Below are 25965 nucleotides of genomic sequence, written 5' to 3' on the forward strand. Positions count from 1 at the left end.
AAGCAACATAACAGAGCCTTGCAAGGGTCACAAACCAATTTACGCAAAATAATACAGTACCCATATACTCGCCCCCGTCAGCAAGCCCGCCCATAGCAGGTCACCGTCATGGCCGAAACGGGCTGTGTTCTGACCGATATTGAGTGCGGGCAGCTCTTCAGTGGTAGAGCGTTTGTGCAGAAAAAATAAACCAAACGTGGCCAACGCAGCCCAGACGGCTACGCTTTTGGGGGAGATACCACCCAGGATAATCAACCCAATAAATATGCTCTGTAACGCCAGAAATAAACCAACGGCCCGCGCCAGTTGCCCGGCGTTTATGCTGACGCGCAATCGCTCGAAGCCTTCAGAGCTGCGGTTTGGAAATAGCGTTCGGCTGAGCGCAATGAGTGTTGTGAGGCTGAGCACAAATGTCAGAAAGACACGGTGCATAAAATTGAGATTCGTGCCGAAAATGGCAGCAACAGTGGCGTTTGTTCCCAGGAAATTGTTATAGATAAATTCTACCAATACGCCATAGAACGGAGCAGCGGCCATGGCAATCACGGCTGCACGCGCCGAAGCACCACGCCAGAGAATGCCCAGAAAAAACGCGACCATAATACCCGGTGTGAAATAGGATAACTGCGCCGATACCTTCAGCATGAAGTTGTTCGTGCGGTCGGGGGTGTAGGTCCACAACGCCAGCCCAATGCTGGCGAGCACCATCACCACGATCATTAACCGACCGAAGCCAACAATTTGTTTATCGCTGGCTTTTGGGTTCACGTATTTCTGGTATACATCAACCGTCAGCAAGGTTGTGGCTGCGTTCATCATCGAATCCACCGACGAAAATGTAGCCGCAGTCAGGCCAGCCAGAATCATGCCGACCAGACCCGTACCGTGCGGTATTACAGTTTCGACCAGTTTCAAAAAGGCATTGTCGGACTGGGCCGACATCCGGATGAAGTCCATTTCTCCGAAGCGGGCCCGAAACAGGTAGTAGGCGGCTACACCAGCCGAAATGCTAAAGAAAGGAATGGTCAGCTTCAGAAATCCACTGGCAATTACCCCGCGCCGGGCATCAGCGTCGGAGTTGGCGGCCAGTACGCGTTGAACCAGAAACTGATTTGTCGAAAAATTAAAGCAGTGCTGAAGTAACAAGCCAGTGAAAATACCCGTCCAAGGCAAATTCGGATGATTCGAAGGTAAATACAGATGCATCTTCTGCAACGCACGAGGCTGTGCGGCATCCAAGTGCAACAACCCTGTAAAGCCACCTATTTCGGGCTGACTAAGCGTAAAATACGCAACGGCAGTACCAGCCGCCAGCATCATCACGGTTTGAATAGTATCGGTAACGACAATGGACTCCATACCGCCCCAGATTGTATAGCTACACGTAATCAGACCAATCAGAAGGAGACCTGTCGCATATGACATCTCGAATCCCGTTCCACCAAACAGCCATTGCAACGTGATACTCCCCACATAAAATGACCCGACCAGTTGCACCAGAATAATCAGAATTAGTAAAATGGTATAGAGCAATCGCGCCTTATCGTTATAACGAACCTCCAGATATTGTGAAAGCGTGAATACATCGAGTCGCCGGTATGAACCCAGAAAGACAAAACATAATAGCAGAATGGCGGGAAAGACAATTTCGTAATGGGCCTGTACAAAGCCAATCGAGTAGCCAATGCCAAGCATTCCGATGAGGTGAAACGACGAGATGTTGGTGCCGAACACCGATCCGGCCACAGCCCACCACCGGATCGTACGACCAGCGAGAAAATAATCTTCAGCGGTCTTTTTTCGTAAGGCAATTATGATTCCAGCCATCGGCATAATGGCCAGCATAAGCACCAGAACAACAATATCGATGGTCTGAAGTTGGGAGAGCATTGAGTAGTAAAGACGAGGGCACAAAATAAAGAGTTTGTACGCAATGGTCATCCGCTCCCGTCAATAATCCCATCTGAAGAAATTAACCGGCTATATCAAAAGAGGTAAACTAAAAAGTCCTGTACTTACTACTGGATGATTAAATTCGAACAGTTGCCGAGATAGCTACTCTATTTGATACCGGTTCGTGGCGTAAGGCCAGGTTTATTGGTGTGAGATCAGGTGCTTCAACCTGACCTCTATGGATTGAGAAGCCTAACCGGCAAGGTTGTAAAGAATCGCCACGGCGAACCGTCGCATCGGCGAACCGTCGCATCGGCGAACCGTCGCATCGGCGAACCGTCGCATCGGCGAACCGTCGCATCGGCGAACCGTCGCATCGGCGAACCGTCGCATCGGCGAACCGTCGCAACCAATCATTTTGCCTTGAAAGGGCGGTTATACCTCAAAGCCCTGCAAGCGGCTTTTGCGGAACTGGCCGTCCTCAAAAATCAACTCAGCCAACATCCACAAATGGAGTTGGCGTAACATCAGTTAAGAAGTAGTGAACAGTTTTAGGCCTTTGGCCTGGAGCCGTGCCACGGTTACTAGTGATGCGTAAACAAACCGTGGTACGGCTCCAGGCCAAAGGCCTAAGTATTAGTTACCTAAAGAATTTTCGGTTCCGCGTCGATAGGGGCCTATCGGCTGATAAAAACGCGTAATACAGGATACCTACCAGTAAACCGAACAGGATCAGTTGGAAACTCGGCGTACTAAAAGGCACAAAATTGATGAGCCCACCAATAGCAATAGCCAGGCCAAAAGCGGCACCGCTCACTGTGGCGGGTACGCCCGGCCAGAGACGTTGTAGGGCAATCACACTCATCGGCGTAAGCGATTGCAACAGGCCTGTACCCAAAAGAAGCCAGAATAATTTTCGGTAGCCCCAACCCAGCGCAGGAAGAGCAATCGATAAGGCAGTAAGCGCGTAGGGTTTCCAGGGAATATGATCGGTAAGCCAACCACCAAGGAGTTTACCAGCCATGGCGGCCATAGCCACATAGAGCAGCCAGTCGTATTGATGGGCGTAACATAACTGAATGACATTCCATACCGCCGACCGTAGAGCGATGGCCATTAAGAGAAGGATCATTAGATAATCATGATTATCTAGCTGTGGTTTCGGGGCAGGTAAGTTTCGATTTCGGGCGAGCGGAAAATTAGCTTTCAATAAAGAAAGCAATAGTACGGCCAGGCCAGCCTCCAGCAGATAACTCGCTCCATCCCATTGCCTCATGGCAGCCCACCCACCCAGGGCCAGGCCCAGTACACCGAAGGCAGAAAACACACCTACAAATCGCGATTTTTCCGGAAAACCAGCGATGGTAACGGCACCACCTGCCACATGAAAAATAGCGGAACTCAGTCCCGCTATAGCAATGGCAATCCATAAAAAATGACAGGACAATAGCCCCAGAGCCAGTATCATGCCCAATAAAGACAAAACGGCCGGGTTACGATAATGTCCGATACGATCCAACCAGATTCCGGCGGGGAGTTGCCCACCAAATGCAATCACATTATAGACCATCACGGCACTGCCTGTCTCGATGAAATTCGCATCATGCGACAAACTACCGATCAGGTAACCGGCGGCAGCATCTGAAAACCCATGCCCAATACCCAGAATCAAGACCGTTGTCTGATATCTTGCGTTTCCTGTTGACGATTTGATCCGTGCATGCATTTTCCCGGCAGCAAAGTGAACATGACAAAGGTCGAACATAGACCGTTGTTCTCAAATCAAGGAAAACCTATATTTTTAGGGCGTAATACCTATATTTTCAGGGCTTTCGTTGGGAACAACACTACGCTTAGTACGGCTTCTGACGAAAGTCCCGATTTCAAAAAGGCTTTTGGATTGGCAACAATCGTTTCGTTTGAGCCTTTACGCTATTGATAGTTGTTAGGTATATAGATTACTTGCCTGCCGGGTTAGTTGCTGGTAAACAAACGGCATAATTACAGGGTAAATACTACCGTAAATTTGAGCAGCATACCATCTTCTGTTTTCATGCCCATAAGCGATGGGCGTTCAATGGAATAATCGCTCATATTGACCGGAAATTCGCCAGCCAGTGTCATTTTCCCACCAGCATCTTTCCGACTAACCTGCATAGTAACTGGCTTCGTAACGCCATGAAATGTCAGATTTCCTTTAGCCGTCAATGCACCATCTTCGCCCGCTTTAATGTCAGAGCTGACAAAGGTTACGTTCGGATACTTCAGCCCGTCGAGCACTTCCATTGCGTGCGAATCGCGGTTGTTATTATCACTATCGAATGAAGACACTTTAATAGAAACAGCTACGTTTTCGGGCTGCTTCGCTTCATCATTATAGATCACGGCACAATTGACGTCGTGGCTGACCCCTTCCCATTTATGAAGCGGATGTTTGGCCGCATAAATAACTGTCGAAAGCGATTTGTCGGCCATCAGTTTACGCTTAGCCATTGGACTCACAAAGGCGCAGAGAATCAGTATGGCTAGCCAATAGCCACGAGTAATTGGATAGTTCATAATTGTAGGGGATTGGTAATTAAGGGAAATAGCAATGGAGAACGTAAGGAAGTGGGTAATTGTGGTGTAAAAGGTATGTATAGCCTCTCGTTCCGACAACTACCCAGTTACCCATTCACCTGCTCACCAAGTACCGAAATCAAAATGTAAGTGATACAATTGAAGCAGCATAAGCGCCAAAAGTTCCGTAAGCAGCCGCCCGGTGATAGGGTTTCAGATCAGGATGATCCTCAATCATATGGGCCAGTATATTTGTTGCAACCATACCCGTCAGGTGAACAATGGCCAGGTATTTATGCAGTTTGATCGAGGTAAACCCTTTTTTGGTTCCTACTACCGGGGGCGGTGCCGTCAGGGATAAAACCAGGGTGGTACCATACGCAATGTTGATAAATGTAGCCGAGCGCTCATGCCACTTTTTTGTATCGACGTACTCCTGTCCTTTCGCATTGTAGAGCTTTGCACCCAGTAGACCCTGGGCTATAAACCCGGCCAATGTAACAAAACCTCCGATCTGGTGCGTTATCAGCATCGTCCGCCGAACTTTCAGTTCTTTAGCACGGCCTTCGGGCGTTAGAGGGGCCACATTCATGGCTCTCAACAACCCTTTGGGCCCCCAGAATACCCGCTGCGTAAATATCATTTTTCGGGGCAGCAACGGCTGGGCATCAGTTGAATCGGCCAATCCCGCCAGTAGCGCATCGGCAGCGTTATTATCTTTGGGCGACAATGTATCGACAGCTACACGCGTCTTCACCGCCGTCGAATCCTGAGCTTGCAGCGAGCCAATCCCGAACGATAGGAGTACGGCAACAAAAATGTATTTCATTGAACGGGAATTTGTAGTTAAGCCGTAACGGTCAATTTGTTACCGTCAGCACTGAGTGTCGTTTTGTATAATTTCATAGCAGCCTGGCCAGAAATTATAGCTACGGTTACACTTCCGTCTGTAGCATACGTTGATCCATGAGCATTACAATAAAAATTATCAGATGCCAGTTGGTACGAAACCAGATCCTGGTGCTCATGCGTACAATCTCTTTGTATAGTTACATACTTGCCCCCTTTAGTATTGGCAATCAACACATTACCCACTTTCACAAACTCACCTACCGTTTTGAGCTTGGCAAAATCAGCGTTTGTCAAATCAACCGTAAAGTTAATTGCACCTTTTGCTGTTTCGGCGTTACCCGTTAAACCCGAACTTGTTGTGGGCGTACCCGGAGTCGGTGATGGATCATCGCTCTTGCTGGAACAGGCTGTCAGTCCCGTACCCATACAATAGAAAGCCATTAGAGCTGCGCTGCTCATACCAAGGCTCCGCAAAAATTCACCACGCTTCATTTGGTCGGTCGTTGGATTGCTATTCATCTGTTTGTAGGTTGTTTAATGTAGCTACACTGAATGACGTTTGATACGATTACTTGTACTCGTTTACTGCCTGGAAAAATTTAAAGCTTGTACCGCAAGGATAGGAACGCTCCGGTACTTAACAGATCAATCTTAAAAAAACCAACTCCCTTCAGAGGAACTTTCATAAATGGCTCTACCTGCCATGACAGCCGCCGACTCACGGCCCGTTCATAACCCGCCGACAGGTTTAGTTGGCTAAACCCATAGCCGCCAGAATTGGTACTCCACTGCGACGGAGCCCCATAGGTATGGGGGGGATAATTTTCATACGTATAATCCTCCTTCAACATAATGTACGATGTTACTCCACCACTTATAAACCAACGACTTGGCTGCAATCGATTATCCAACCGAGGGCGCAGAGCAATGTCATACCGGACATTAACCGGAATATCAAGCATGTTACATTGCCCAATGATACCACCTGGTTTCGCCGGAAACTTTACCCAGTACTCTGCATCGGCATCATACTGTGACGAGGTTGCCTTGTAAACTTTGGTACTTCGGATTACGCCTGCCTGAACGCTCCAGCGCGGTGACTGGCGATACTCCAGCATGACACCAACATTAGTACCCGGCCGGGAAAAGTTCTGTAAACCAATGGAACTCAGGTCAGGAGCAACCGCCACCCGAACACTTAGCCCTCGCGACGATACCGGTGTTACTTGAGGCATAGCCAGCGGCTCCGATTTTTCTGGTTGAGTAATTTCCCGGTTTGCCAATCCTGGCAGCTTCATCAATTGCCACGGCCGAATTGTCAATTCAGCTAATGAAGGCAATGTTACTGGCGTATTCTCACTGATTTCAGTTGCCGTTGCAGCCGGCGTGTTTACCGTACTATTCGAACCATCAAACGGTATCATTTCGCCACCGTTCTTTGCCCTTTGCTTACGTAATGAACCGGTAGAATTTACGACATATACAGACGTTGACGCAGGGAAAAAATCGCGTTTAGCTAAAGCGATAGGTTTATTGCCCGATCGCGTCGACACGGCTTTCTCTTTCTTACCAAGCGACCCGGAACGACGATTATTCCGGGCGACTAAACGGGATGAACGTGTCGCGACAACTCGTGCTACTGGATTTGAATTCTCCGTATTCGTTTTGTCTCTATACGATGTTACCGGGTCTTTTGTTGCATCAGCGCCAGTATTTATACTTAACGCTGATGCTGGTTTGTCGGCCCTTACAGCAGGGCTGGTCCGTTCAGAAGCTGCCTTTTCTGCTGCCACTCTCGGTGTTGAACCGGCGACTGTAGAAGACGCTTCTGCTCCTTCCGGCTTTATTACCACAGATTCGTCATCTGCTGATTGGGCGGCATCGGTCTGCGGGGTTTGCTTCGGATTAAGCGTTGGAGCTGTATTGCGTTTCGCAACACGTTCTGCAACAGATTTCCCACCGCCAGGGCGATCTTTCTGGTAAACATACCACACTCCACTCATCAATAATAACAGCAGAAGAGGCAATCCCCAGGGCAACCATTTTTTCCATAAAGTGGCCCGGTCGCGATCATCTAGTTTATCCTTCATGGCCTCCCAGGCCGCTGGATCATAAGGGGTATCGGACTCTTCAGTCGATTTTCTGAAGAGTCCGTCCAATTGGTCATCGGTTAGCTCTTGCATACTCATCGTAATTAAAGTGCTTCAATAATTGGCGTAGATTCTCCCGTGCTCGTGCCAGATTTGACTTCGAAGCGCCGACTGAGATACCAAGCTGAGCAGCAATTTCGTCATGCGTAAATCCGTCGATCACATATAAATTAAATACTAATCGGTAAGCGGGCGACAACCGCTGAATCAGGCTCATCAATTCTTCATGAGCCAGCTGACTATATGCATCCGACGAGTCCGTCACGGCAATTTGATCGGCCTGATCAACGTCTTCATGGTAAAAATGTCGCACTTCCTGCCGGTAGTGATCTACCGCAGTATTAATCAATATGCGTCGTAACCAGCCTTTAAAAGGCTGAGTCGGTTCATACTGATCCAATCGAGTAAATACTTTCAAAAAACCATCGTTCAATACCTCCAACGCTCCTTCACGAGTGGGCGCATACCTCAGGCAAACGCTCATAGCATAGCCATAGAATTGCCGGTAAAGCAATTCCTGACTGCGCCGGTGGTTGCGGAGGCAACCAGCCAGCAGTTCGGGCAGTGCAGGTATGTTCGACGCGTTGGACAAAGTTTAAGCTTACATTTTGGGTTTACGCCGGGCCGCCGAAGCGGTTTTGGGTTTACGGTATGGTACTATCCGAGAACCCAAACTAAGGCAACAATCAACTATTCGGCGCTACAGGTGATGTTGCATTCACTACTGGCCAAACGCCAGGCTTTGGAAAACTTACTCCTTTTGTACTGCCTCGCTGACCCTGGTCGGCACCAAAATAATAGAGGGGCCAGCCCTTATAGGTCAGTTGTGTTTTTCCATAAGAAGTTATAGTCGTAAAATCAGTCTTTGCGAGTGCCGAAGGAATTTCGCCAATCGTAGCCGACGTTTCAAATATGGGCCAGGTAGCATTATTGCTCAAATCGGCCTTGGTATATTTGTTTACGTTCTTTTTATCACTGGCAAATGCATAGAGTGTACGGCCAAGACTGTCAGTCAAAAACAGCGAATTTCCCGTACCTTCTTTTGTATCAAATGTATAACTTTTGCCATCACTTCCGACCAGCTGCCGTGAGGCAAGCATGACGGTATAATTAGTTTTGGCTACCATCCAGACGTTTCCAACATTCTCACCGGCAACATCGCCTGCTTTGGCATCATTTTTAAAATAATAAAGTGGCCAGCCTTTGAAGGTTGTTTGTTTGGCCCCATCGGCACGGGTAATCGTTGCAAAGTCAGTAGCTTTCAGTCCACTGGCCAGTGTAGGCGTTTCTTTATAATACACGGGCCAGTTATCCTTACAGGCTCCCGAGCAATTAGCGTCACCGGCAGCATCTGCAGCAAAGAAATAGAGCGTTTTACCTCCTTCACCGGTTAGTACCTTGCCGAGTGTAGTTGTTCCCAATCCCAGATCAGGCTCGGTAGCAGGGGTGTTGTCGTCTTTGCTACAACCAAACAAGGCAACTACCACTAAAGCCGTTAGGGCCAACAGGCGACTACTGTAAACGGATGATTTCATTGTATCAACTGTGTTATAAGATGAGAAATAGAACAGTTGAACCGGTTCAGTCGTCAATACGGAACGGTTGAAAAAAGGGTTGCGTTGGGTTTGAAAAATAAATACAAAGACTTCATTTTCTGGCCAAATTCACGTAAAATTGACCGTAAATAACAACCCACTATGACTGATCACGAGCGCATTGATGAATTGGAACGTAAGGTTGCTCTCTTGCAGGCCAAACAGGAAGAGCAGACAACCCGCCTGAATCAAGTAGTGTCGCGTCTGACTTTTCTGGAAGCCCGACAGTATCGGCTCATGAAGGAATTGGGAATTGAACCAACAGCGCTTGAAAGCCCCACCGTTGCCCAAACGGACGCCCAGGAAATCCTGCGGACGATTCCTGTTCACCGATTGAATTAAATCCAGTAAGACCGGGCATTTCTCACCAAAAGACTTTATAAGCCCGGTTGCTCGTTATAGTCCAGTATGAAATCCGCTTCTTTGCGTACACTTCTTAGTATTGCGGCCCTCGTTGCCATTAATACCTTATCGGCATTTGTCTTTTTCCGGCTTGATCTGACGCAGGAAAAACGATACACCTTATCTACTGCGACCCAAACCCTGCTGGCTAACCTGCCCGACGACGTTCATGTAGACGTTTACCTGACCGGCGATCTTCCTCCTGCCTTCAAACGGCTCGAAAATGCGGTTCGCGAAACGCTCGACGAATTTCAGGCTGAAGCCGCAAAAAAGATCACCTATCGATTCATCGACCCAGACGGCATGATCAGCGTCGAAGAAAAGAATAAACTGATTGACAAGCTCCAGCAACGGGGCCTGTTACCAACCAATCTGGTGGCTAATGAAGGTGGAAAGCGTACCGAAAAACTGGTATTTCCGGGCGTCGTTGTCTCCTATAAAGGAAAAGAAGCCGGGGTGCTGTTGCTGAAAGGAAACAAAACGGCCTCTAAAGAAGAGCAGTTGAATCAGTCGTATGAAGGTGTTGAGTTTCAGCTGGCTACCGCGATTCGAAAACTAACCCAGACAGAAGGCAACCGGCGAAGCGTTGGGCTACTTTACGGGCATACGCAGGTTCCGCCCTCACGTTTCGCTGATTTGCTGGCTTCTGTCCAGGAAAACTACGACCTGTTTTTCATCGATATGACTAAACCAGGCCCCATTGCGGGACTGGACGCGGTGCTGGTTCCGAAACCCGATCGGCCTTTTTCGGAAGACGAAATCTTTAAACTCGATCAGTTTGTCGTGAAAGGTGGTCGGGCTTTGTTTTTCGTGGATGGACAACGCGTAGACAGCGTAAACAACGAAGGCACTTATGCTCAACCGATTAACCTCGGCCTCGATGACCTGTTTTTTCGGTGGGGTGTTCGCGTTAACCGCGACGTTGTGAAAGATTTTTACTGTGCTCCCATTCCGCTCAATGTCGGCAATATTGGTGACAAACCTAATGTTCAGCTGGTTCCCTGGCGATTCTATCCGCTGCTCAACAATTTTGGCACGAGCGGCAACCCGATCGTACGCAATCTCGATGCTGTGCTCGGTCGATTTATCAGCACACTCGACACCGTGCAATCGGCAGGTATTCAAAAAATTCCGCTCCTGCTGACATCCCAGTACACCAAAATTCTGAAAGCGCCTGCTTTAATCTCGTACAACGAAGCTCGTCAACAGCCCGATCCGAAGACCTATAACGACGGTGTTCGGATCATTGGCTGTTTGCTCGAAGGAAAATTCCAATCGTTGTTTACGAACCGGATTCTACCGGGCGATGCGCGTGCCAATGGTTTCCAGGCGGTCGGTGTACCCTCTCGGGTGCTGGTCTGCTCAGATGGCGACATGATTGTCAACGATGTTGATTTTAAGCGGAATGCGCCTTATCCGTTAGGTTTCGACAGGTTCACCCGCAACACATTTGCCAACAAAGATTTTGTCCTTAACGCGATTGATTACCTGGTTGATCCGAATGGTGTTATTGCCGCCCGTGCACACACCGTCATGCTCCGTCCGTTAGACAAAATTCGCGTTAATGCCAACCGCACTGGCTGGCAGGCCCTCAATTTACTCGGCCCATTGGCATTGGTTGGATTAGTCGGTGCAGTCTGGCAAGTAGCGCGGAAGAGAAAGTATGGACGTTAAGCGAAGCCGGGCAATCAACCGTTTTTGCATTATTAAGCGTAATTTCACCTGATAATCAACTTATGCAGATGAAAACTCAAGATCAATCAACAACGGCACAAACAGCACATGAGCGAGCCGTAGCGATTATAGAACGGCTCATTGCTGATAAACGGCAGGCTGAAAAAGACATCGTTGAAAACTTCCATACCGACCCAATGATTCAGGCAGCTGTTGCCAAACTTAGAGAAGAAAATGAGCGAAGAGGAACGCCCATCGTCCAGCTATAATTTTAATTTTGCGGGAGGTAGTCAAAACATTTATTTCTTCGCTACCCTACAAAACATTATCTATGAGGTCCAGTTTAAACCAACACACCCTATCTGTTTGGTGAGGGGTTTGTATTAGCCGACGAAATCGTTGTGCTGGTTATCAAAGTCGCTGATAATCCGACTAACCGACGCCCTCCGCTTGACTCGCTTATTGCGCCAACAGTGGCTGCTATTATTAACGACTTTTATCAAAAAAGCAGCCTGACAATCACAATTTTCATTTGCGACACAGCTGACCGGAAACACGAAGCCCGCTGGAGGAAATTCAACCGCTGGTACGATCACTTTGCGGCCAATGGTTATGTGCGGATCGACGATGCTTTTTTCGATACGACAAAACAACTAACCTATCATTGTGCTGTCATTGTCAAGTGTGCGAATCCGCATCTGAGGGAAATTAGTCTCGCTTTTATTGATCTAATGGCCGATTACAATGCCGACAAGTAATAAGCCGACTGGCTTTTTCTGTCACATATCCTATTCTACCGCGAATCTTACAAGCCATTGTGCCACTGTTGCACCGCTTAGATTAAAGACCAGATTCGGGAATAAGCCCAAAATTAACGCCATCAGGCCCAGCGGAATAAGCAGGAGTTTTTCGCGTGCAGTCAGGTCGGTCAGCACGGTTGACATACCCTGCTGGCCCTCAAAGGGACGCACCCAGGTCTGACCAAAGAACATACGCTGGAGTGTCCAGAGAAAATATGCAGCGGCCAGTAAAATACCAGTGGTCGCAACAGCGGTAAGCCAGCCAGGTAACCACTCAGACTGGAAGCTGCCCATCAGCGTAAACAGTTCACCGACAAATCCCGAAAATCCCGGCAAACCCAGCGATCCGAAAAAAGCCACTGCCGTCAGGGTCGTGTACTGCGGCATAGGCTGCATCAGCCCCCGGTACGAATCGATCCGGCGATCGTGGGTACGGTCATATAAAACGCCTGCGATCAGAAAGAGCATAGCCGATAAAATTCCGTGGCTCACCATCTGATAAATAGCACCATTAATGCCTTCAGCCGTTAACGAGGCCACACCCAGCAATACAAATCCCATGTGCGACACCGATGAGTAAGCAATTAACTTCTTGACATCGGTCTGTGCCAGCGCATTTAATCCACCATAGACGATTGATAGCGTACCCAACATGGCGAGTGTCTGCGCATATTCAGCCGCCCCATCGGGAAAGAAATTCCAGGCAATACGCAGGAAACCATAACCGCCTATTTTAAGCAAGACCCCAGCCAGCACAACCGATACGGGCGTAGGAGCTTCTACGTGGGCATCCGGTAACCACGTATGCAGAGGAACGATAGGCAATTTGATCGCAAAACCGATAAACACCGCCCAGAATGCCAGCATACGGGCCGGAATTCCCATCACGATTGGCTCAGAAGTCGGATTTAGAAACGCGTCTGGCAGATAATTGCCCCCATCGGCCAGAAAACGCATATCGAATGTATGGACGATCTGGCCCGGATTCAATTGGCCATTCTGGAGATAGGTCTGAATCATCCGGATGGTATCATCAGTAACGGTCAATGAATCAGGAATCAGCCCGGCGGCAACTGCTGTACTAATAGGGTCCATAACCGACAGATACAGGCCGATCATGACCAGTAAGATCAACAATGACCCGAGCAGTGTATAGAGGAAAAACTTGATGGATGCATACTCCCGGCGCGGTCCGCCCCACAGGCCAATGAGAAAATACATCGGCAGGAGCATAAATTCGAAAAACAGGAAAAACAGGAAGAAATCAAGCGACACAAAACAGCCCATGATGGTGCCGGTCAGCAATAGATAGAGCGAATAATAGGCTCTCAGGCGGTTCGTCATGTTCCAGGATGCCACCACACCAATAACCATAACCACTGCCGACAGAATAACTAATGGCAGGCTAAATCCATCGACACCAACCAAGTAGTCGATGGATGCAATACCTAAGTTGCCAAGCGGCAGGGTAATCCAGTCCGCTTTTTCCAGTAATTGATAGCCCGCTATCGTTGTGTCGAAAAGCGAATAAGCAAAGCCCGCCAGCACCAGATTAGCCAGTGTAACGATCAGGGCAATCAACCGAAATTGTGTTCGTTGACTCTCGGGCAGCAATGCGACCAGTAAAGACCCAACCAACGGCAGAAAAATAAGTAACGAAAGAACCATACGTAGCGCGGATTCGAATCCGCAGTCATTGACCTAAATCGCGGGTTTTCACCCGTGTTACAAAATCCACCAAAGCAACACCAGCAGGCCCACTACAGCTGCCGTAATGTACGACTGCACACGACCGTTCTGAACGGAACGGGTTAATCGTCCGGCCTGACCGGCCAACCAGGCAGCACCGTTCACAAAGCCATCTACCCCAAAACGATCAACAACATGCGTAATTTGTGCCAGAACCACCGTTGTTACGCCCGCACCGTTCACGACCCCATCGACCACGCGCTGATCGGTGCGGTTGAGAAGCAGGGCCAGTTTGTGTATTGGCCTAATAACGAAGTATTGGTAAACCGTATCTAAAAAGCCATACTTAAGCGAAAGACGCACATAGCTTCGGGTATAACTGGGTTCACGCATCTGAAAGCCAAACCAGCCGCCTGCCAGTACAAGACCGATGGAAACCGGAGCCAGCCACCAACTGGCCACTTCTTCTGCTACGGGCACTAACCGGAAAAACCAGCTCGAATGCCCCGATAACGGATTTATGGCAAACCAGAACCATACTGACAACACTGCCAGAATCACCACTGGCCCCCGCATGAGCCAGTCTGGTTCATGAACGTGTGCCATTGGCTCGGACTTGTTCTGGTATTCGCCGAAAAAAATCAGTCGCCACTGGCGAGCCATATACAAGGAGGTCAAACCAGAAGATCCTACCAAAAGTACCGGCACCAGATAAGCCAGCCCATTGGTCTGTACACCAGCCCACCAAAAAGCCCCGCCCAGGATAGCCTCTTTCGATAAAAATCCGGCAAAGAAAGGCAATCCAGCCAGAGCGGCCGCACAAACCGTGTAGGCAATGAATGTTGTTGGAATTGCCTTCCGCAAGCCACCCATCTGACGCATATCCTGCGTGTTGACTGCGTGAATCACAGCGCCAGCGCTCAGGAATAAACCGGCTTTAAAAAACGCATGAGTCAGCAAGTGGAACATGGCTCCTCCAACATTGTCGGTACCCATACCAGCAACCATCAGCCCCAGCTGCGAGACCGTCGAGAAGGCCAGTACTTTTTTGATGTCGGTTTGAAAAACAGCTGAATAGCCACCCCAAATGGTTGTTAGGGTGCCAATGAATGCAATGACGACCAGAGCATCCGGTGACAGCAGCGGATGAATTCGGGCCAGCAGAAAAATACCAGCCGCAACCATCGTGGCAGCATGCAATAGAGCCGATACGGGTGTCGGTCCTTCCATGGCATCGGGCAACCAGGTCAATAGCGGGAATTGGGCCGATTTTCCAACACAACCCATAAACAGGCATAAACCGATAGCTGTTGGTGGAATGGCCTGAATACCATTGGCCAGTAAAGCATTAAATTCAAGCGTATCGAAGTAATAGTACGTCAGGAAAATACCGAGCAAAAAACCGATGTCGCCAACACGGTTCATCAAAAAAGCCTTTTTAGCCGCTTTTGATGCGGCAGGGCGCTCGGCATAAAAGCCAATCAGCAGGTAAGAAGCCAGACCAACCAGTTCCCAGAAGGCATACATTACCAGGAGGTTACCGGACAGGACAATTCCCAGCATAGCCCCGACAAATAATTGCAGGTAAGCGAAATAGCGGGATAACTTCGGTTCATCGTGCAGGTAGGAGAGCGAATAAATCTGGACGAGTAAAGCCACAAAATGGACTAATACGAGCATAATCCCAGTGAGCACATCCAGCCGGAAACTAACACCAAACGATACGCCTGACACCGTTGCCCAGTCGGTTCGGATCGTAACAGCCTGTTCGGGCATTGTTGCCGCCAGGAACACCGACACTACCAGGCCAACCCCTGTCGACAGAATTGCCAGCTTACCCGAAACCAGTCGGCTTAGGCCCGTCAATGCCAGAAATCCGGCGAAGGGGAGCCCCAGTAAGGCAATCATCAGCAGGGAAATTAGTTGGGGAGCGTCGTCAGGCATTCGTTATTGGTCAGAATTGGCCGCAAATATCCCCATTATACTGTGGGGAAGCAAATTACTATCCCTGTAAACCATATTAGCTTTTTAGGCATATTTGTAAAAAAAAAGCCATACCTACCTTATTATGACTACTGCCCAAACCATTAACCTTCCCTGGGTTGAATCGCCTTTTTTCAACAGAGAATTACAACAAGTCAATCTTGACCCTGTACTTGCCGAACAGATTCGCCGGTATGCCGAAGACGGGTATCTGATTTTTGATCCGGAAATTGAGGAATCGGTGCTCGATGACGCCCGCCGGGAAGTTGAACCGCTCTACGGCAACGAACTTCGGAAACAGGATGCCTGGAAGACGGTTTCGGCCGTTCGAACCATTGCTACGGCACCTAAAATTATGGAGATGCTCCGCGTACTCTATCGTCGCGAGCCAATTCCATTCCAGACACTCAATTTCCCGGTTGGAACCCAGCAGCGCACCCACTCCGATTCGATTCACTTCAACTCCATTCCACAACGCTTTATGTGTGGTGTTTGGGTCGCTCTGGAAGATGTACGTCCTGATAATGGACCACTTCATTATTACCCTGGCAGCCACAAATTACCCTTCTACGATTTGATTGATATGGGCTTGAAGGGCTCGGAAGCGCAGACGGTAGAAGAGATTTATGGTGGTACATACAAAAAATACGAAGAACGGCTGGACGAAATTATTCAGGCGCATGGCCTGAAAAAAGAGACGCTGAATATGCCCAAGGGGAAGGCGATCATCTGGTCAGCCAATCTATTACACGGAGGTGAGAAAATCCTGACGCCCGGCTCATCCCGCCATAGCCAGGTAACCCATTATTTCTTCGAAAACTGCGTGTATTACACCCCTTTACGCTCCGACGCTACGATTGACAAACTCTACATTCGCAAAATTACCAATATCGCAACTGGTCAGACAATTGATAATAAATACTTCGACCAGACTTTAGCCTATGATAATGAAGGGTATCCCAAACGCTTTACAATTCCTTTATCGATTCGGCGAATGGGGCGGTTCGTACCTTCTTTTCTGATCAAAATGCTCAAGCGATGAAGCTAGAATCGTAGCGGGTACTAGGCCGTTTTCAACCAACCCGTTACGCTTAGCCGCTCGCGACCGGCAGGCCGCACCTCGTGTTCGAGCCGACCGCTTTCAAAACAGACCAGCCTACCGCCAATGGGCTGAATGGTTAGTTCGTGCCCGGTAGAGCCATCTGATTCAGGGAGAAATAAAGCCAGTTGCCCACCGTCTGTTTCCTGCCAGTCGGTATTCAGGTAGCAGATTACAGAGAGTCGTCGGCGCGAATCGCTCCGAAACTGGTCAAGGTGGCGCTTGTAGAAAGTGCCGGGAGGATAGAGTGCATAATGGAATTCGTAATCGCGCAGACCAAGGTAACAGGTACGATTTACATACTCCACAAACTCGCCGATACGCTGGAGAAACATGGTTTCTTCGGGTGTAGCCGAAGCTTCTTCGAGCCACAGAATCTCGTCGCCCCGGATCGTATTTTCAACCGTTCTCTGTTGATTTCCGATACCAGCCGCTTTGAATTGGCCAGCTTCCCGGCGCACACGGAGTCGTTTCGCCAGGGCCGATACTTCGTTTGCCGTCAAAAAATTATCGACGATGCCGTAGCCTTCAGCCAGAATACCATCGATAATCGGTTCAAATAAAGAATTCATGTATAGCGCTATTGGATCGTTGACTATGGGCGTTCGCTTGTTCGTCCAATAGTGCTTATCCAACGTCCTAGTTCTTCATTTCATTCAACTCATCGAGCTGAGCCGTGCGGAAATGCCGATAAACCTGCAACACGATTGCCAGTGCCACTGCCGATTCGGCAGCTGCCACTACCATGACAAACAGGCTTAGCATCTGCCCCTGCAACCGGTCGGGGTCATACTGACTGAAGGCAACCAAATTGATATTGACGGCATTAAGCATCAGTTCGATACCCATCAGCACGACAATAGCGTGTCGCTTGAGCAGCACAACGGCGAGTCCAATGGCAAACAAAGCGGCTCCGACAATCAGAAACAAATGGCTATCGACGGGTTCCAAATCAGATAATCAGTTAGTAGATAGTTGGGTAAATAAAGGAATTGGGTAAATGGTTCCTGATTTTTGGCCCATTTACCCAACCCTATCTTTACCAGATTAACTCGTTACGTAGTTACTCGCTACACATCACACAGCAGAACGGCCTCTTTCAGGCTCGTTAGGGGATCGCGTTTCGGGATAAACTCCTGGGCCACATAGCCCTTGAAGCCTGTATCTACGATTGCCTTCATAATTGCCGGATAGTAAAGCTCCTGCGTTTCATCGATCTCATTCCGGCCAGGATTGCCGCCCGTATGATAATGACCAATGTATTTGCTATGCTCGCGGATGGTGCGAATGATGTCGCCCTCCATGATCTGCATATGGTAAATATCATATAGCAGCTTGAAGTTATCGGAACCGACGCGTTTACACAGATCTACCCCCCAGGCCGTATGATCACACATGTAATCTTTGTGATCGACTTTACTGTTGAGTAATTCCATGATCATGGTAATACCATGTTTCTCAGCGCTTGGCATCAGGCGTTTCAGGCCTACCGCGCAGTTTTCGAGGCCCTGTTCGTTGCTCATGCCCCGGCGATTTCCTGAAAAACAGATGACGGTGTTTAAGCCAGCCTCTTTAAGCTTGGGAAAAATAGCCTCATAACTGGCAACCAGCTCGTCGTGGAACTTAGGGTCGTTAAATCCATCAGGAATACCCTTTCCTGCTCCCTGCGGCAACGCCGATGTCAGGCCGTGTTTTTTCAAGACAGGCCATTCATTTGGTCCGGTCAGGTCGATGGATGTGATCCCCATCTCTTTAGCCGCTTTGCAAAGATCATCCAGCGGAATTTTGCTATAACACCACCGGCAAACCGAGTGGTTGATACGGCCCTTCAGCATGGGAGCCGCAGCGTCGGATTGAGTCATAGAAGTAGCTAAAGAATCGGTCAACGACAGCGCCAGTGCGCTACCAGTCAGGGTTTTCAAGGCCGTTCGGCGGGTGGTCATAGTGGTTTAGGATTTAGTTGCAGAAACGCAAGGTATTGCCTTTCTGCAATAATTATAATTCGCGAATCCGGATGTTGCGGTACCAAACCTTATTGCCGTGATCCTGTAGGGCAATATGGCCGGTAGAATATTTACCAAAGCCCGGCCATCCTTTAAACTTGCTTTCTGATACCATTTTGTCCCATTCCGGGCCGCTGGTAGCGTATTCGGCTGTTTTTTTGCCGTTCAGATATTGTTCGGCTTTTCCGTTATGGATAACCAATCGGGCTTTGTTCCACTCGCCAGCGGGTTTGGCAGCACCAGGCGTAACTGGCTTCTGGAGGTCATAAAGCGAACCAGCCGTCCGGTTACCGTCGCGGCCTTGTTTGGCATCTGGATGACGTTCGTTGTCCAGAACCTGCATTTCGGGGCCAGTCTGGTAGGTAGCCTTAAACTGAGGATCTTCGTGAACGTGGAAAATAATGCCACTGTTGCCGCCTTCGGCAATTTTCCACTCTATTTCCAGTTCAAAATCGCCGTATTCTTTGTCCGTTACGAGATCTCCGGCACCCCCTTCTTTCAGGTGAATAGCGCCATCGTCAATACCCCACTTGTCAGAAACAGGCTGACCTGATTTCAGATACGTGTGCCATCCTTTAAGATCCTTGCCATCAAAAAGCGTTTCCCACTTCCCCTTTCCCGGAAGATTTTCGGCCTGTATGTTAAAGGTTAGCGCGAGGGCCAGCAGGCCCGCAGATAAGCGCAGGTAGTTCATGATAAATGAATTGATTGAATTTTACTGAAACACACTATTAACGAAAAAACAACGACAATCTGTCGTGACATACCGCTGTATACCAAAAGGCGCTTGCCGTAAAAAAATACCTCAATCGTTACCAACAATCTCCTTCAGAAATGCCCGAAACTTATCGGCGAACTCTGGCCGCTTGAGCGCAAACTCAACGGTTGTTTTCAGAAAATCGAGCTTATTACCGATGTCGTGGCGTTTTCCTTCGATCCGATGCGCATAGAGATTCTCGCGTTTAAGCAACAATAGAAGCGCATCGGTCAGTTGAATTTCGTTGTTTTTTCCAACTGGAGTCTGCTCCAGCATGGTAAAAATCTCCGGTGTCAGTACATAACGACCAGCAATAGCCAGATTCGAAGGCGCTTCATTGATCGCTGGTTTTTCTACGAGCGTTGTCAGCTCCAGAATCCGGTTATTCAACGGCTTGCCGCCAACAATACCATAGCGATTAACCTTATCGTGGGGCACTTCTTCAACGGCAATTACCGATCCGCCATATTGCGCATACGTATCGATCAACTGCTGCGTAACCGGAATCACCGAGTCCATAATGGTATCGCCCAGCAGAACGGCAAACGGTTCGTTACCGACATGATGCTTGGCATACCGAATGGCATCGCCAAGGCCATTCAGTTCGCGCTGACGAACATAATGGAGATTGGCCATGTCTGACAACCGACGCATCTCGTCCAGCAGCAACTGATCTTCTTTTTCTTCAAGCCGGGTTTCAAGTTCAAAGTTGCGATCGAAATGGTCTTCAATGGCGCGTTTGCCTTTCCCGGTAATAATCAGAATATCTTCGATACCCGAATCGACAGCCTCCTGAACAACATACTGAATCGTAGGTCGGTCGATGATCGGCAGCATTTCTTTAGGTTGAGCCTTGGTGGCAGGTAGAAACCGGGTTCCAAGTCCGGCAGCGGGGATAACGGCTTTCTTTATCATTTTTGACTGAGTGAGTGACTGACTGAGTAACTGAGTGAGTGACTGAATAGCTGACGCCTGGTATTATTCAATCATTCAGTCACTCACTCATTCAGTCACTTGCAATTAAACTACATAAGGCTTTATAACGCGGGCATTTACTTTTCTGAGTTCGATAAAGAGTCGGTTGAGCATGGCATCGTCGCGGTAGAGGCCGATAATAGAACCACCCGAACCCGTAAAGGAAGCCGAAGCACCGCAGGCTCGTGCTGTTTCGATCAGACTCCGGTTGCTGTCGCTGATCGTATAGATCTGGGCGCGCAGGTCGAAGTTACGGTTTACCAGCTCGTTTAATGATTTGATATCCTGCCCCAGTAAGGACTCCCGGCCCTGGCGGGCAACATCGGCAATAGAGCTCATCGTTTCTACGACAAGAGGCTCTCCCTTCAACCACCGCGACCGCACATCGTTATGAACCCGCCCCGATTGTTTACCGAGATCGGTGTTGTAGGCGATGTACAGCTTAGGCAACTGGTGCGGATCGATCGGTTCGTATTGGCCGTGGCCCTGGCGCTCCATCGTTTCCCGATCAAAATCCATGTAAACACAACCCTCATAACACTGAATAACACGATCCTGCAAGCCAGCGGTAATACCCAGTTCGTCAGCTTCAGTTGCCAGTACCAGATTAGGCAGAATCGGCAACGGAATCTCGACATTATAGAACTGCATCAACGCCCGAAACGTAGCAACGATAATGGCACTGGAACCAGAAAGGCCAACCTGTCGTGGAATAGACGTGCTATAGCGAATCGAAAAATTCTGATTCGGCAACCGGATCTGTTCGCTTTCGCAATATTCAGCGAATTTTTTGATGGCTGCTTTCAACAGAGGAACACCGCCATGATAGCCGAGCGTACTAACGGCATCGCGCAGGTGATGAAGGCTTCGGAAAACGTTCGTATCCTGCGGTTGCGCTTCAATTGTCAGCTCCGGCGATGGATAAAGCGTTACGGACGCACCGAAGTTGCGAACGGTAATGGCAATAGTTTTGCCAAAAAAGCCATCAGACGGGTTGCCAAGCAGGCCCGCCCGGGCATAGGCACGGGTTTCGATAAGCAAGACTGTGGAGCGGGCAATTTACCCGGCGACTTTTTAATTGAAAAGCAAGTTTACAAAAGAATTCTGTTCATAACGGTGATATAACCATTTACCCCATCAATAAAAAGAGCGATCGGTCAATAACCGATCGCTCCATTGGTTGAATCATTGTACTAATTGTACTATACAGCTTATTGTGAATTCGACTTGTCTTTGCCATCATAGCCAACATTGTGCGGATCATAGCCCTCATTCGGGTTATCGCCTTCTTCGAGGTATGTGGCATCGGCCCGGTGAAATAGTGCATCATCCGATGGATTTTCGGCCACCTTGCTGAGTTTGTCAGCCGCTTCGTCGCTTATCATTTTACTTTCGGGCTGCTTCGGATCGTTAATCAGTTCAGGCTCTACGTCCCACTCTTCTGTGGTGCCGTATTTATCGCCTTTTGGTTCACCCACACGGCCTACACCAAGATTAGCCTCGCGCGTATTGTGGGTGATTTCCATATTTTCGGTATCCATGTCCATACCCGACGTTGAGTCTTTGTAGGCATTTGTACCGACGCCTTCCGATTCGCGACCATAATCAGAGTCGCCATGCTGGTTAGGGTCGTGCGAATAGAATTCGGGGTCAACTTTATCGGGATCGAATGGTGATGTCGTTGCCATAACGTTGCGTGTTTTTTCAACATATAACCCGAAATGGCATTGGGTTGTTTAGTCAGGCGAAACGGGCGGCCGAAAATGCTACGGCCATTCGTTAGTTTTAAAGCCGGCTGTCGGTCGTTTTTTTCAGGGCTAACAGTTCGGTCATCAATTGGTCGTTTGTCTGCTGCAGTAACGCCATGCGTTCATTAAGCTGAAAAAGTAAAAACTCCACGTTTCTCAATCGCTCTTCGGTTGTAATGGCTGCCGATGGTGAATTAAGGGTTTTAAACATCATGCCTTCTCCCCTCAACAGCCAGTCGCCGTTAACCTGAGGATAGGCAACCAGAATTTTTTCGAGCGTATCGAAGCGTGGTTTCAGGCGGCCGTGCAAAATATGATAAACTTTTTCGCCCCGATGCTCGCCCAACTGCCGGGCAAATTCAAGTACGCTGATATCAAGCGTATCGATCAGTTGCTGCAAACGAAGATGGATAGTCATAGAAAAGGGTAGATTTTACACAAATCCATGTAAAAATTCAACCAAAGGCAACGCCAATGAATTAGTGGAGCCAACACGCAGAAAACAGGCCAAATCAAGCTCATTTCCGATACTATTCACGTTTAAAAATACTTACAGAATGGGTTTGCTTTTTACGCAAAACTGTGTAATTTTAAACCAGTAAACACCTCCTTTAAAAAGGCAAAAGGGACCGCAAAATGGGCCCCCTGCTTGAACAGTAAACAACAAATACTAATGAACACACAAAACAAAAGCCAAATCGAGACAAATCAAAGCGGTAACGCCCTGAAACCGTATCAAAAGATTCATGAACTCACAAATGAGGTCGTAAATAAGTATAAATATCTGGAGGGACACCCGCGTCAGTATCGATTTGATGCCAAAGAGGGTGTGTTCAATATCAACGGCACCGAGAAGTTAGGGCGCACATTAACGTTTCAGCCGATTGCCTGGCGGATCTTTACCGACAACATTCTGAACATGGGCACCAAAAACTGGGCGGAAATCTTTTTTATCGATGATAAAAACTGTGTTTCAGCTGTCCTGTTTCACGGCTACTCGGTCGATAATATTTTTCGGCTCATTGAACCACTCTACTACGACGACCTGACGCTGGCCGATGTGGTCATTACAGCCGTTGCCGAAAAGAAGGAGAACGCTAAAATTCAGCCTAAAGGCGTCTATTACATTGCCACATTTTCTTACAAAATGGGCGATGTCGAAAAAACCAGCGAATTGAAGCAGTTTGCGGCTGATGTCAAAATCTTCCGGCAGGAAACCCTGACCGATATTGCCAACATCAAGACGGCAATGAACTACTATAACCCATTCGCGAATCTAACCGAAGACGCTGACGAGGCCGACCTTCGGCTACTGCCAGCAGGACAAGTCTAGTATGCCTTTGAAGAGGTGATTGAGTGATTTATGGTAAATCGTGCCTCAGCTATTTACCATAAATCACTCAATCACCTCATTTATAGTACCCAATCAACCACTCTGAATGATTTCTCAACAGCTGATCACCATCCCACAGCCGATCCTTAGCCCCGGCGACGATTATCGCGCTCTGATGCGTGTATCGAATTCTGATTTGACTCGACTCAAAGAAGAGCATCTGGGCTATTGGTCGGTTCCGTCGGCGCGGTTTATTCCCGAAAAGACGAAAGTATTTGGTCGTGCCTTTCACCAGCACCTGCTGGAACCCGAAACGGTCGGCACGGTACTGGAGCAATTGCTACCCGATATGGTCGACCATGATACCCTGGGGCCAGCGCAAACGGAGCAGCTAAATACACTGATGCGTACCATTAAACAGGATACGTTCTGCCGGCGTTATCTCCGGCAATCGGAGCGGGAACGGGTGGTACTTTTTACGGAACCAACAACCGGTGTTGCCTGCAAAGCCAGACTGGATATGGTTTATACAAGTCCCAAGCGCCGGAATGCGCTGGTTATCGATATAAAAACAACGTCGGCGCGCACGCAGTCGCAGTTTCTGGAATCGTGTTATACCTACGATTATGACCGGCAGGCGGCTTTTTATATCGACAGCCTGCGCTATGCCGACGCTCGTCATGGCGAATTGGCCGAATGGGCGTCGACCCGTCAATTTCGGTTTGTATTCATAGGGGTTATGAAGCAGCGCCCTCACCGGCTTTTCGCAGTCGATGCCACGTCAATTCCTGGCTTTATGGACTACGGCCGAAAAAAATACCGCTTTTGGCTGCGCAAATGGCGCGAAGAACAATCCGTTGTAACAAGTGGTCAATTATCGGCCGGTAACGGATCTCCAGCGCAAAGGCTATTGAAGACGGCCTAAGACACATACAGGCTGCTACAAACTAAAAACTTAACGGGTATGAACGCTTCCATTATTACACTAACGCCCACTCCCCTTAACTTCGATTGGGGAACCGATGGATTAGTGCTTTGGATTGAAGAACTGGACGGTGTTGATAGTCTGGCTGGCCAGATGAACGAAGTTATGGACCGGATTGCGTTTGCGATTGAGCTGCAGACGGGTTGGGACCATCGCACCGATGGCAGTACGTTGCATCCACTATACGGTTACCGGCTCCTGCTACGCGATGCGTCGGGTTGCTGGAACGCCGTCAGAACCGATGAAACTGGTCATTTTGCCGAACTGATTCCACTCGAAGAAATGGACTATGAGATTGCCTATGAGAAAGTTATGTGGCTGGACTAGCCTTTACACGACGTTCAGATTGCAGAAAATCTCCCAACTAATAACCGCCAGTCTCCTCAAAAGCTGGCGGTTTCTGTTTTTTTAGTACATTGAGCCAACCGGGTTTAATCAAGACAATCAGGGCAGAATAAATACATTCCGGGCCTCGTGCAACCGGCCATAATAATAGTTTCTCTACCCACGCAACGTTCTCAACGGCGTTTGCATCTTTACTAAAACACAACTCCGGAAATCACATCATGAAAACATTCGTAACCTCTCTCCTGCTCACAGTCGTCGCGCTGGCCCCGTCGCTGGCCCAAACGACCGTTGATGCTAAAGACATTATTGCCAAAATCAACCGCAAGGAAACCGTTTCGTACCAGAACGCAACCATAACCGGCGATCTCGATCTGACCAACTTAGCCAATCGGAAGGAAGTACGGGAAGGCAGCTGGAAAGGGGATTCGCGGGAGTTTTTGAGTACTGTCGAATCGCCGATCTCATTCAAAAACTGCACATTTAAAGGCAAATTCCTTGCTTATCACACCGATGAGACGGAAGAAAGACGGCTCATCAATAGAAACAATACGGTTTATAATGCCGATTTTAACGAAGCCGTAACGTTCGAGAATTGTACTTTCAACGACGATGCCACGTTCAAATACTCCCATTTCCAGCAGCGAGCTATTTTTACGGGCAATACCTTCCGCGAAATAGCGCTGTTCAAATACGCAAAATTCAACAATGCCGCCGACTTCAGCGGATCGACCTTCAGCGGATATGCCGACTTCAAGTACACGAAGTTTGACGAGTCTTCGGCGTTTCAGAAAGTCGTTTTTGAACGGAATGCCGATTTCAAATACACAAAATTTGACGAAAGTGTCGATTTTCGGCAGGCCCGCTTTACCAGCTCCGCCGATTTTAAATATACCCACCTGCCACGTGGGACTAACTTCGATGACGCTCGTTTCGAAGGATCAACCGACTTTAAATACACTACGCTGGACGGTCGGAAATTTTCACCGAATGGCCGGTAGTCGATAATTGTCAAGTTAAGAGAATTGGGTAATCAGGGCATCTTTAGCGACGGGTTGGAAAGGTTTAACACCGCAATTATCCAATCATCCTGATGGCCTTGATTACCCAATTGACTTTTCAA

At 48.6% G+C, this 25965-nt stretch carries 27 protein-coding genes and 1 pseudogene; 10 read left to right on the top strand and 18 right to left on the bottom strand.

All coding sequences use genetic code 11. From position 1 onward, the window contains the following. Positions 1-39: 39 nt before the first annotated feature. Entirely contained in the window at positions 40-1890 is a 1851-nt protein-coding gene (locus GJR95_RS39795) for an SLC5 family protein (RefSeq protein ID WP_162391162.1), read from the bottom strand. Between the two features lie 408 nt (positions 1891-2298). Between GJR95_RS39795 and GJR95_RS43020 the strand changes: the two are divergent. Beyond that, positions 2299-2418, top strand: a pseudogene (locus GJR95_RS43020) (IS701 family transposase); the annotation flags it as partial. 115 nt (positions 2419-2533) lie between these two features. Here the strand turns inward: GJR95_RS43020 and GJR95_RS39805 are convergent. From GJR95_RS39805 to GJR95_RS39835, 7 genes are all read right to left on the bottom strand, one after another. Continuing rightward, a complete protein-coding gene (locus tag GJR95_RS39805) occupies positions 2534-3658 on the bottom strand; it encodes an MFS transporter (protein ID WP_162391164.1) in 1125 nt (374 codons plus the stop codon). A 236-nt stretch (positions 3659-3894) separates the two neighbouring features. Beyond that, a complete protein-coding gene (locus GJR95_RS39810; protein ID WP_162391165.1) occupies positions 3895-4452 on the bottom strand; it encodes a YceI family protein in 558 nt (185 codons plus the stop codon). A 139-nt stretch (positions 4453-4591) separates the two neighbouring features. After that, the gene (locus tag GJR95_RS39815) at positions 4592-5281 is read right to left on the bottom strand and encodes a hypothetical protein (RefSeq protein ID WP_162391166.1); all 690 of its coding nucleotides are present in this window, start codon (positions 5279-5281) and stop codon (positions 4592-4594) included. A gap of 17 nt (positions 5282-5298) precedes the next feature. Continuing rightward, positions 5299-5823, bottom strand: coding sequence for a Rieske 2Fe-2S domain-containing protein (locus GJR95_RS39820; protein WP_162391167.1), 525 nt, complete (start codon positions 5821-5823; stop codon positions 5299-5301). A gap of 80 nt (positions 5824-5903) precedes the next feature. Beyond that, on the bottom strand, positions 5904-7487 hold the full coding sequence (locus GJR95_RS39825) for a hypothetical protein (protein WP_162391168.1): 1584 nt from the start codon (positions 7485-7487) through the stop codon (positions 5904-5906). Further along, positions 7468-8046: an RNA polymerase sigma factor gene (locus GJR95_RS39830; RefSeq protein WP_162391169.1), complete on the bottom strand. Its 579-nt coding sequence runs from the start codon at positions 8044-8046 to the stop codon at positions 7468-7470. Before GJR95_RS39830 ends, GJR95_RS39825 begins: the two co-directional genes overlap by 20 nt. Positions 8047-8140: 94 nt before the next feature. After that, entirely contained in the window at positions 8141-8989 is an 849-nt protein-coding gene (locus GJR95_RS39835) for a hypothetical protein (protein WP_162391170.1), read from the bottom strand. Between the two features lie 162 nt (positions 8990-9151). Here GJR95_RS39835 and GJR95_RS39840 point away from each other — a divergent pair, with 162 nt between their 5' ends. From GJR95_RS39840 to GJR95_RS39855, 4 genes are all read left to right on the top strand, one after another. Further along, positions 9152-9391 (top strand): hypothetical protein, encoded by a 240-nt coding sequence (locus tag GJR95_RS39840; protein WP_162391171.1) that lies wholly within the window; start codon positions 9152-9154, stop codon positions 9389-9391. 66 nt (positions 9392-9457) lie between these two features. Continuing rightward, positions 9458-11125: a gliding motility-associated ABC transporter substrate-binding protein GldG gene (gene gldG / locus GJR95_RS39845; protein WP_162391172.1), complete on the top strand. Its 1668-nt coding sequence runs from the start codon at positions 9458-9460 to the stop codon at positions 11123-11125. A gap of 68 nt (positions 11126-11193) precedes the next feature. Next, positions 11194-11394, top strand: a complete 201-nt coding sequence (locus GJR95_RS39850; protein WP_162391173.1) for a hypothetical protein — start codon at positions 11194-11196, stop codon at positions 11392-11394. 132 nt (positions 11395-11526) lie between these two features. Further along, complete coding sequence (locus tag GJR95_RS39855; RefSeq protein WP_162391174.1) at positions 11527-11883, top strand: DUF6169 family protein; 357 nt, start codon at positions 11527-11529, stop codon at positions 11881-11883. Between the two features lie 30 nt (positions 11884-11913). Here GJR95_RS39855 and GJR95_RS39860 read toward each other — a convergent pair whose 3' ends face one another. Continuing rightward, on the bottom strand, positions 11914-13593 hold the full coding sequence (locus GJR95_RS39860) for a complex I subunit 4 family protein (RefSeq protein WP_162391175.1): 1680 nt from the start codon (positions 13591-13593) through the stop codon (positions 11914-11916). Between the two features lie 57 nt (positions 13594-13650). Continuing rightward, entirely contained in the window at positions 13651-15558 is a 1908-nt protein-coding gene (locus GJR95_RS39865) for an NADH-quinone oxidoreductase subunit 5 family protein (RefSeq protein ID WP_162391176.1), read from the bottom strand. A gap of 124 nt (positions 15559-15682) precedes the next feature. Here GJR95_RS39865 and GJR95_RS39870 point away from each other — a divergent pair, with 124 nt between their 5' ends. Continuing rightward, the gene (locus tag GJR95_RS39870; protein WP_162391177.1) at positions 15683-16639 is read left to right on the top strand and encodes a phytanoyl-CoA dioxygenase family protein; all 957 of its coding nucleotides are present in this window, start codon (positions 15683-15685) and stop codon (positions 16637-16639) included. A 20-nt stretch (positions 16640-16659) separates the two neighbouring features. Here the strand turns inward: GJR95_RS39870 and GJR95_RS39875 are convergent, their stop codons facing one another. The 8 genes from GJR95_RS39875 to GJR95_RS39910 form a co-directional block, all read right to left on the bottom strand. After that, positions 16660-17268, bottom strand: coding sequence for a 2OG-Fe(II) oxygenase (locus tag GJR95_RS39875; protein ID WP_162391178.1), 609 nt, complete (start codon positions 17266-17268; stop codon positions 16660-16662). Between the two features lie 67 nt (positions 17269-17335). Further along, positions 17336-17647 carry an NADH-quinone oxidoreductase subunit NuoK gene (gene nuoK, locus GJR95_RS39880; RefSeq protein ID WP_162391179.1) on the bottom strand — a complete coding sequence of 104 codons (312 nt, stop codon included), beginning with the start codon at positions 17645-17647 and terminating at the stop codon, positions 17336-17338. A 119-nt stretch (positions 17648-17766) separates the two neighbouring features. After that, positions 17767-18639 (bottom strand): hydroxypyruvate isomerase family protein, encoded by an 873-nt coding sequence (locus GJR95_RS39885; RefSeq protein WP_162391180.1) that lies wholly within the window; start codon positions 18637-18639, stop codon positions 17767-17769. 52 nt (positions 18640-18691) lie between these two features. Further along, positions 18692-19393, bottom strand: a complete 702-nt coding sequence (locus tag GJR95_RS39890; RefSeq protein WP_162391181.1) for a 3-keto-disaccharide hydrolase — start codon at positions 19391-19393, stop codon at positions 18692-18694. 111 nt (positions 19394-19504) lie between these two features. Continuing rightward, positions 19505-20371, bottom strand: coding sequence for a UTP--glucose-1-phosphate uridylyltransferase GalU (galU, locus tag GJR95_RS39895; RefSeq protein WP_162391182.1), 867 nt, complete (start codon positions 20369-20371; stop codon positions 19505-19507). A 105-nt stretch (positions 20372-20476) separates the two neighbouring features. Then, on the bottom strand, positions 20477-21472 hold the full coding sequence (locus GJR95_RS39900; RefSeq protein WP_162391183.1) for a mevalonate kinase family protein: 996 nt from the start codon (positions 21470-21472) through the stop codon (positions 20477-20479). 170 nt (positions 21473-21642) lie between these two features. Further along, positions 21643-22119, bottom strand: a complete 477-nt coding sequence (locus GJR95_RS39905) for a hypothetical protein (protein ID WP_162391184.1) — start codon at positions 22117-22119, stop codon at positions 21643-21645. A 97-nt stretch (positions 22120-22216) separates the two neighbouring features. Continuing rightward, the gene (locus GJR95_RS39910; RefSeq protein WP_162391185.1) at positions 22217-22597 is read right to left on the bottom strand and encodes a helix-turn-helix transcriptional regulator; all 381 of its coding nucleotides are present in this window, start codon (positions 22595-22597) and stop codon (positions 22217-22219) included. Positions 22598-22852: 255 nt separating this feature from the next. Here GJR95_RS39910 and GJR95_RS39915 point away from each other — a divergent pair, with 255 nt between their 5' ends. The 4 genes from GJR95_RS39915 (at position 22853) to GJR95_RS39930 (ending at position 25843) form a co-directional block, all read left to right on the top strand. After that, positions 22853-23512 carry a hypothetical protein gene (locus tag GJR95_RS39915; protein WP_162391186.1) on the top strand — a complete coding sequence of 220 codons (660 nt, stop codon included), beginning with the start codon at positions 22853-22855 and terminating at the stop codon, positions 23510-23512. A 106-nt stretch (positions 23513-23618) separates the two neighbouring features. Continuing rightward, on the top strand, positions 23619-24437 hold the full coding sequence (locus GJR95_RS39920) for a PD-(D/E)XK nuclease-like domain-containing protein (RefSeq protein ID WP_162391187.1): 819 nt from the start codon (positions 23619-23621) through the stop codon (positions 24435-24437). A 39-nt stretch (positions 24438-24476) separates the two neighbouring features. Next, entirely contained in the window at positions 24477-24824 is a 348-nt protein-coding gene (locus GJR95_RS39925; protein WP_162391188.1) for a hypothetical protein, read from the top strand. A 239-nt stretch (positions 24825-25063) separates the two neighbouring features. Beyond that, positions 25064-25843 carry a pentapeptide repeat-containing protein gene (locus GJR95_RS39930; RefSeq protein WP_162391189.1) on the top strand — a complete coding sequence of 260 codons (780 nt, stop codon included), beginning with the start codon at positions 25064-25066 and terminating at the stop codon, positions 25841-25843. Positions 25844-25965: the final 122 nt, after the last annotated feature.

The organism is Spirosoma endbachense, assembly GCF_010233585.1.
Lineage (GTDB): Bacteria > Bacteroidota > Bacteroidia > Cytophagales > Spirosomataceae > Spirosoma > Spirosoma endbachense.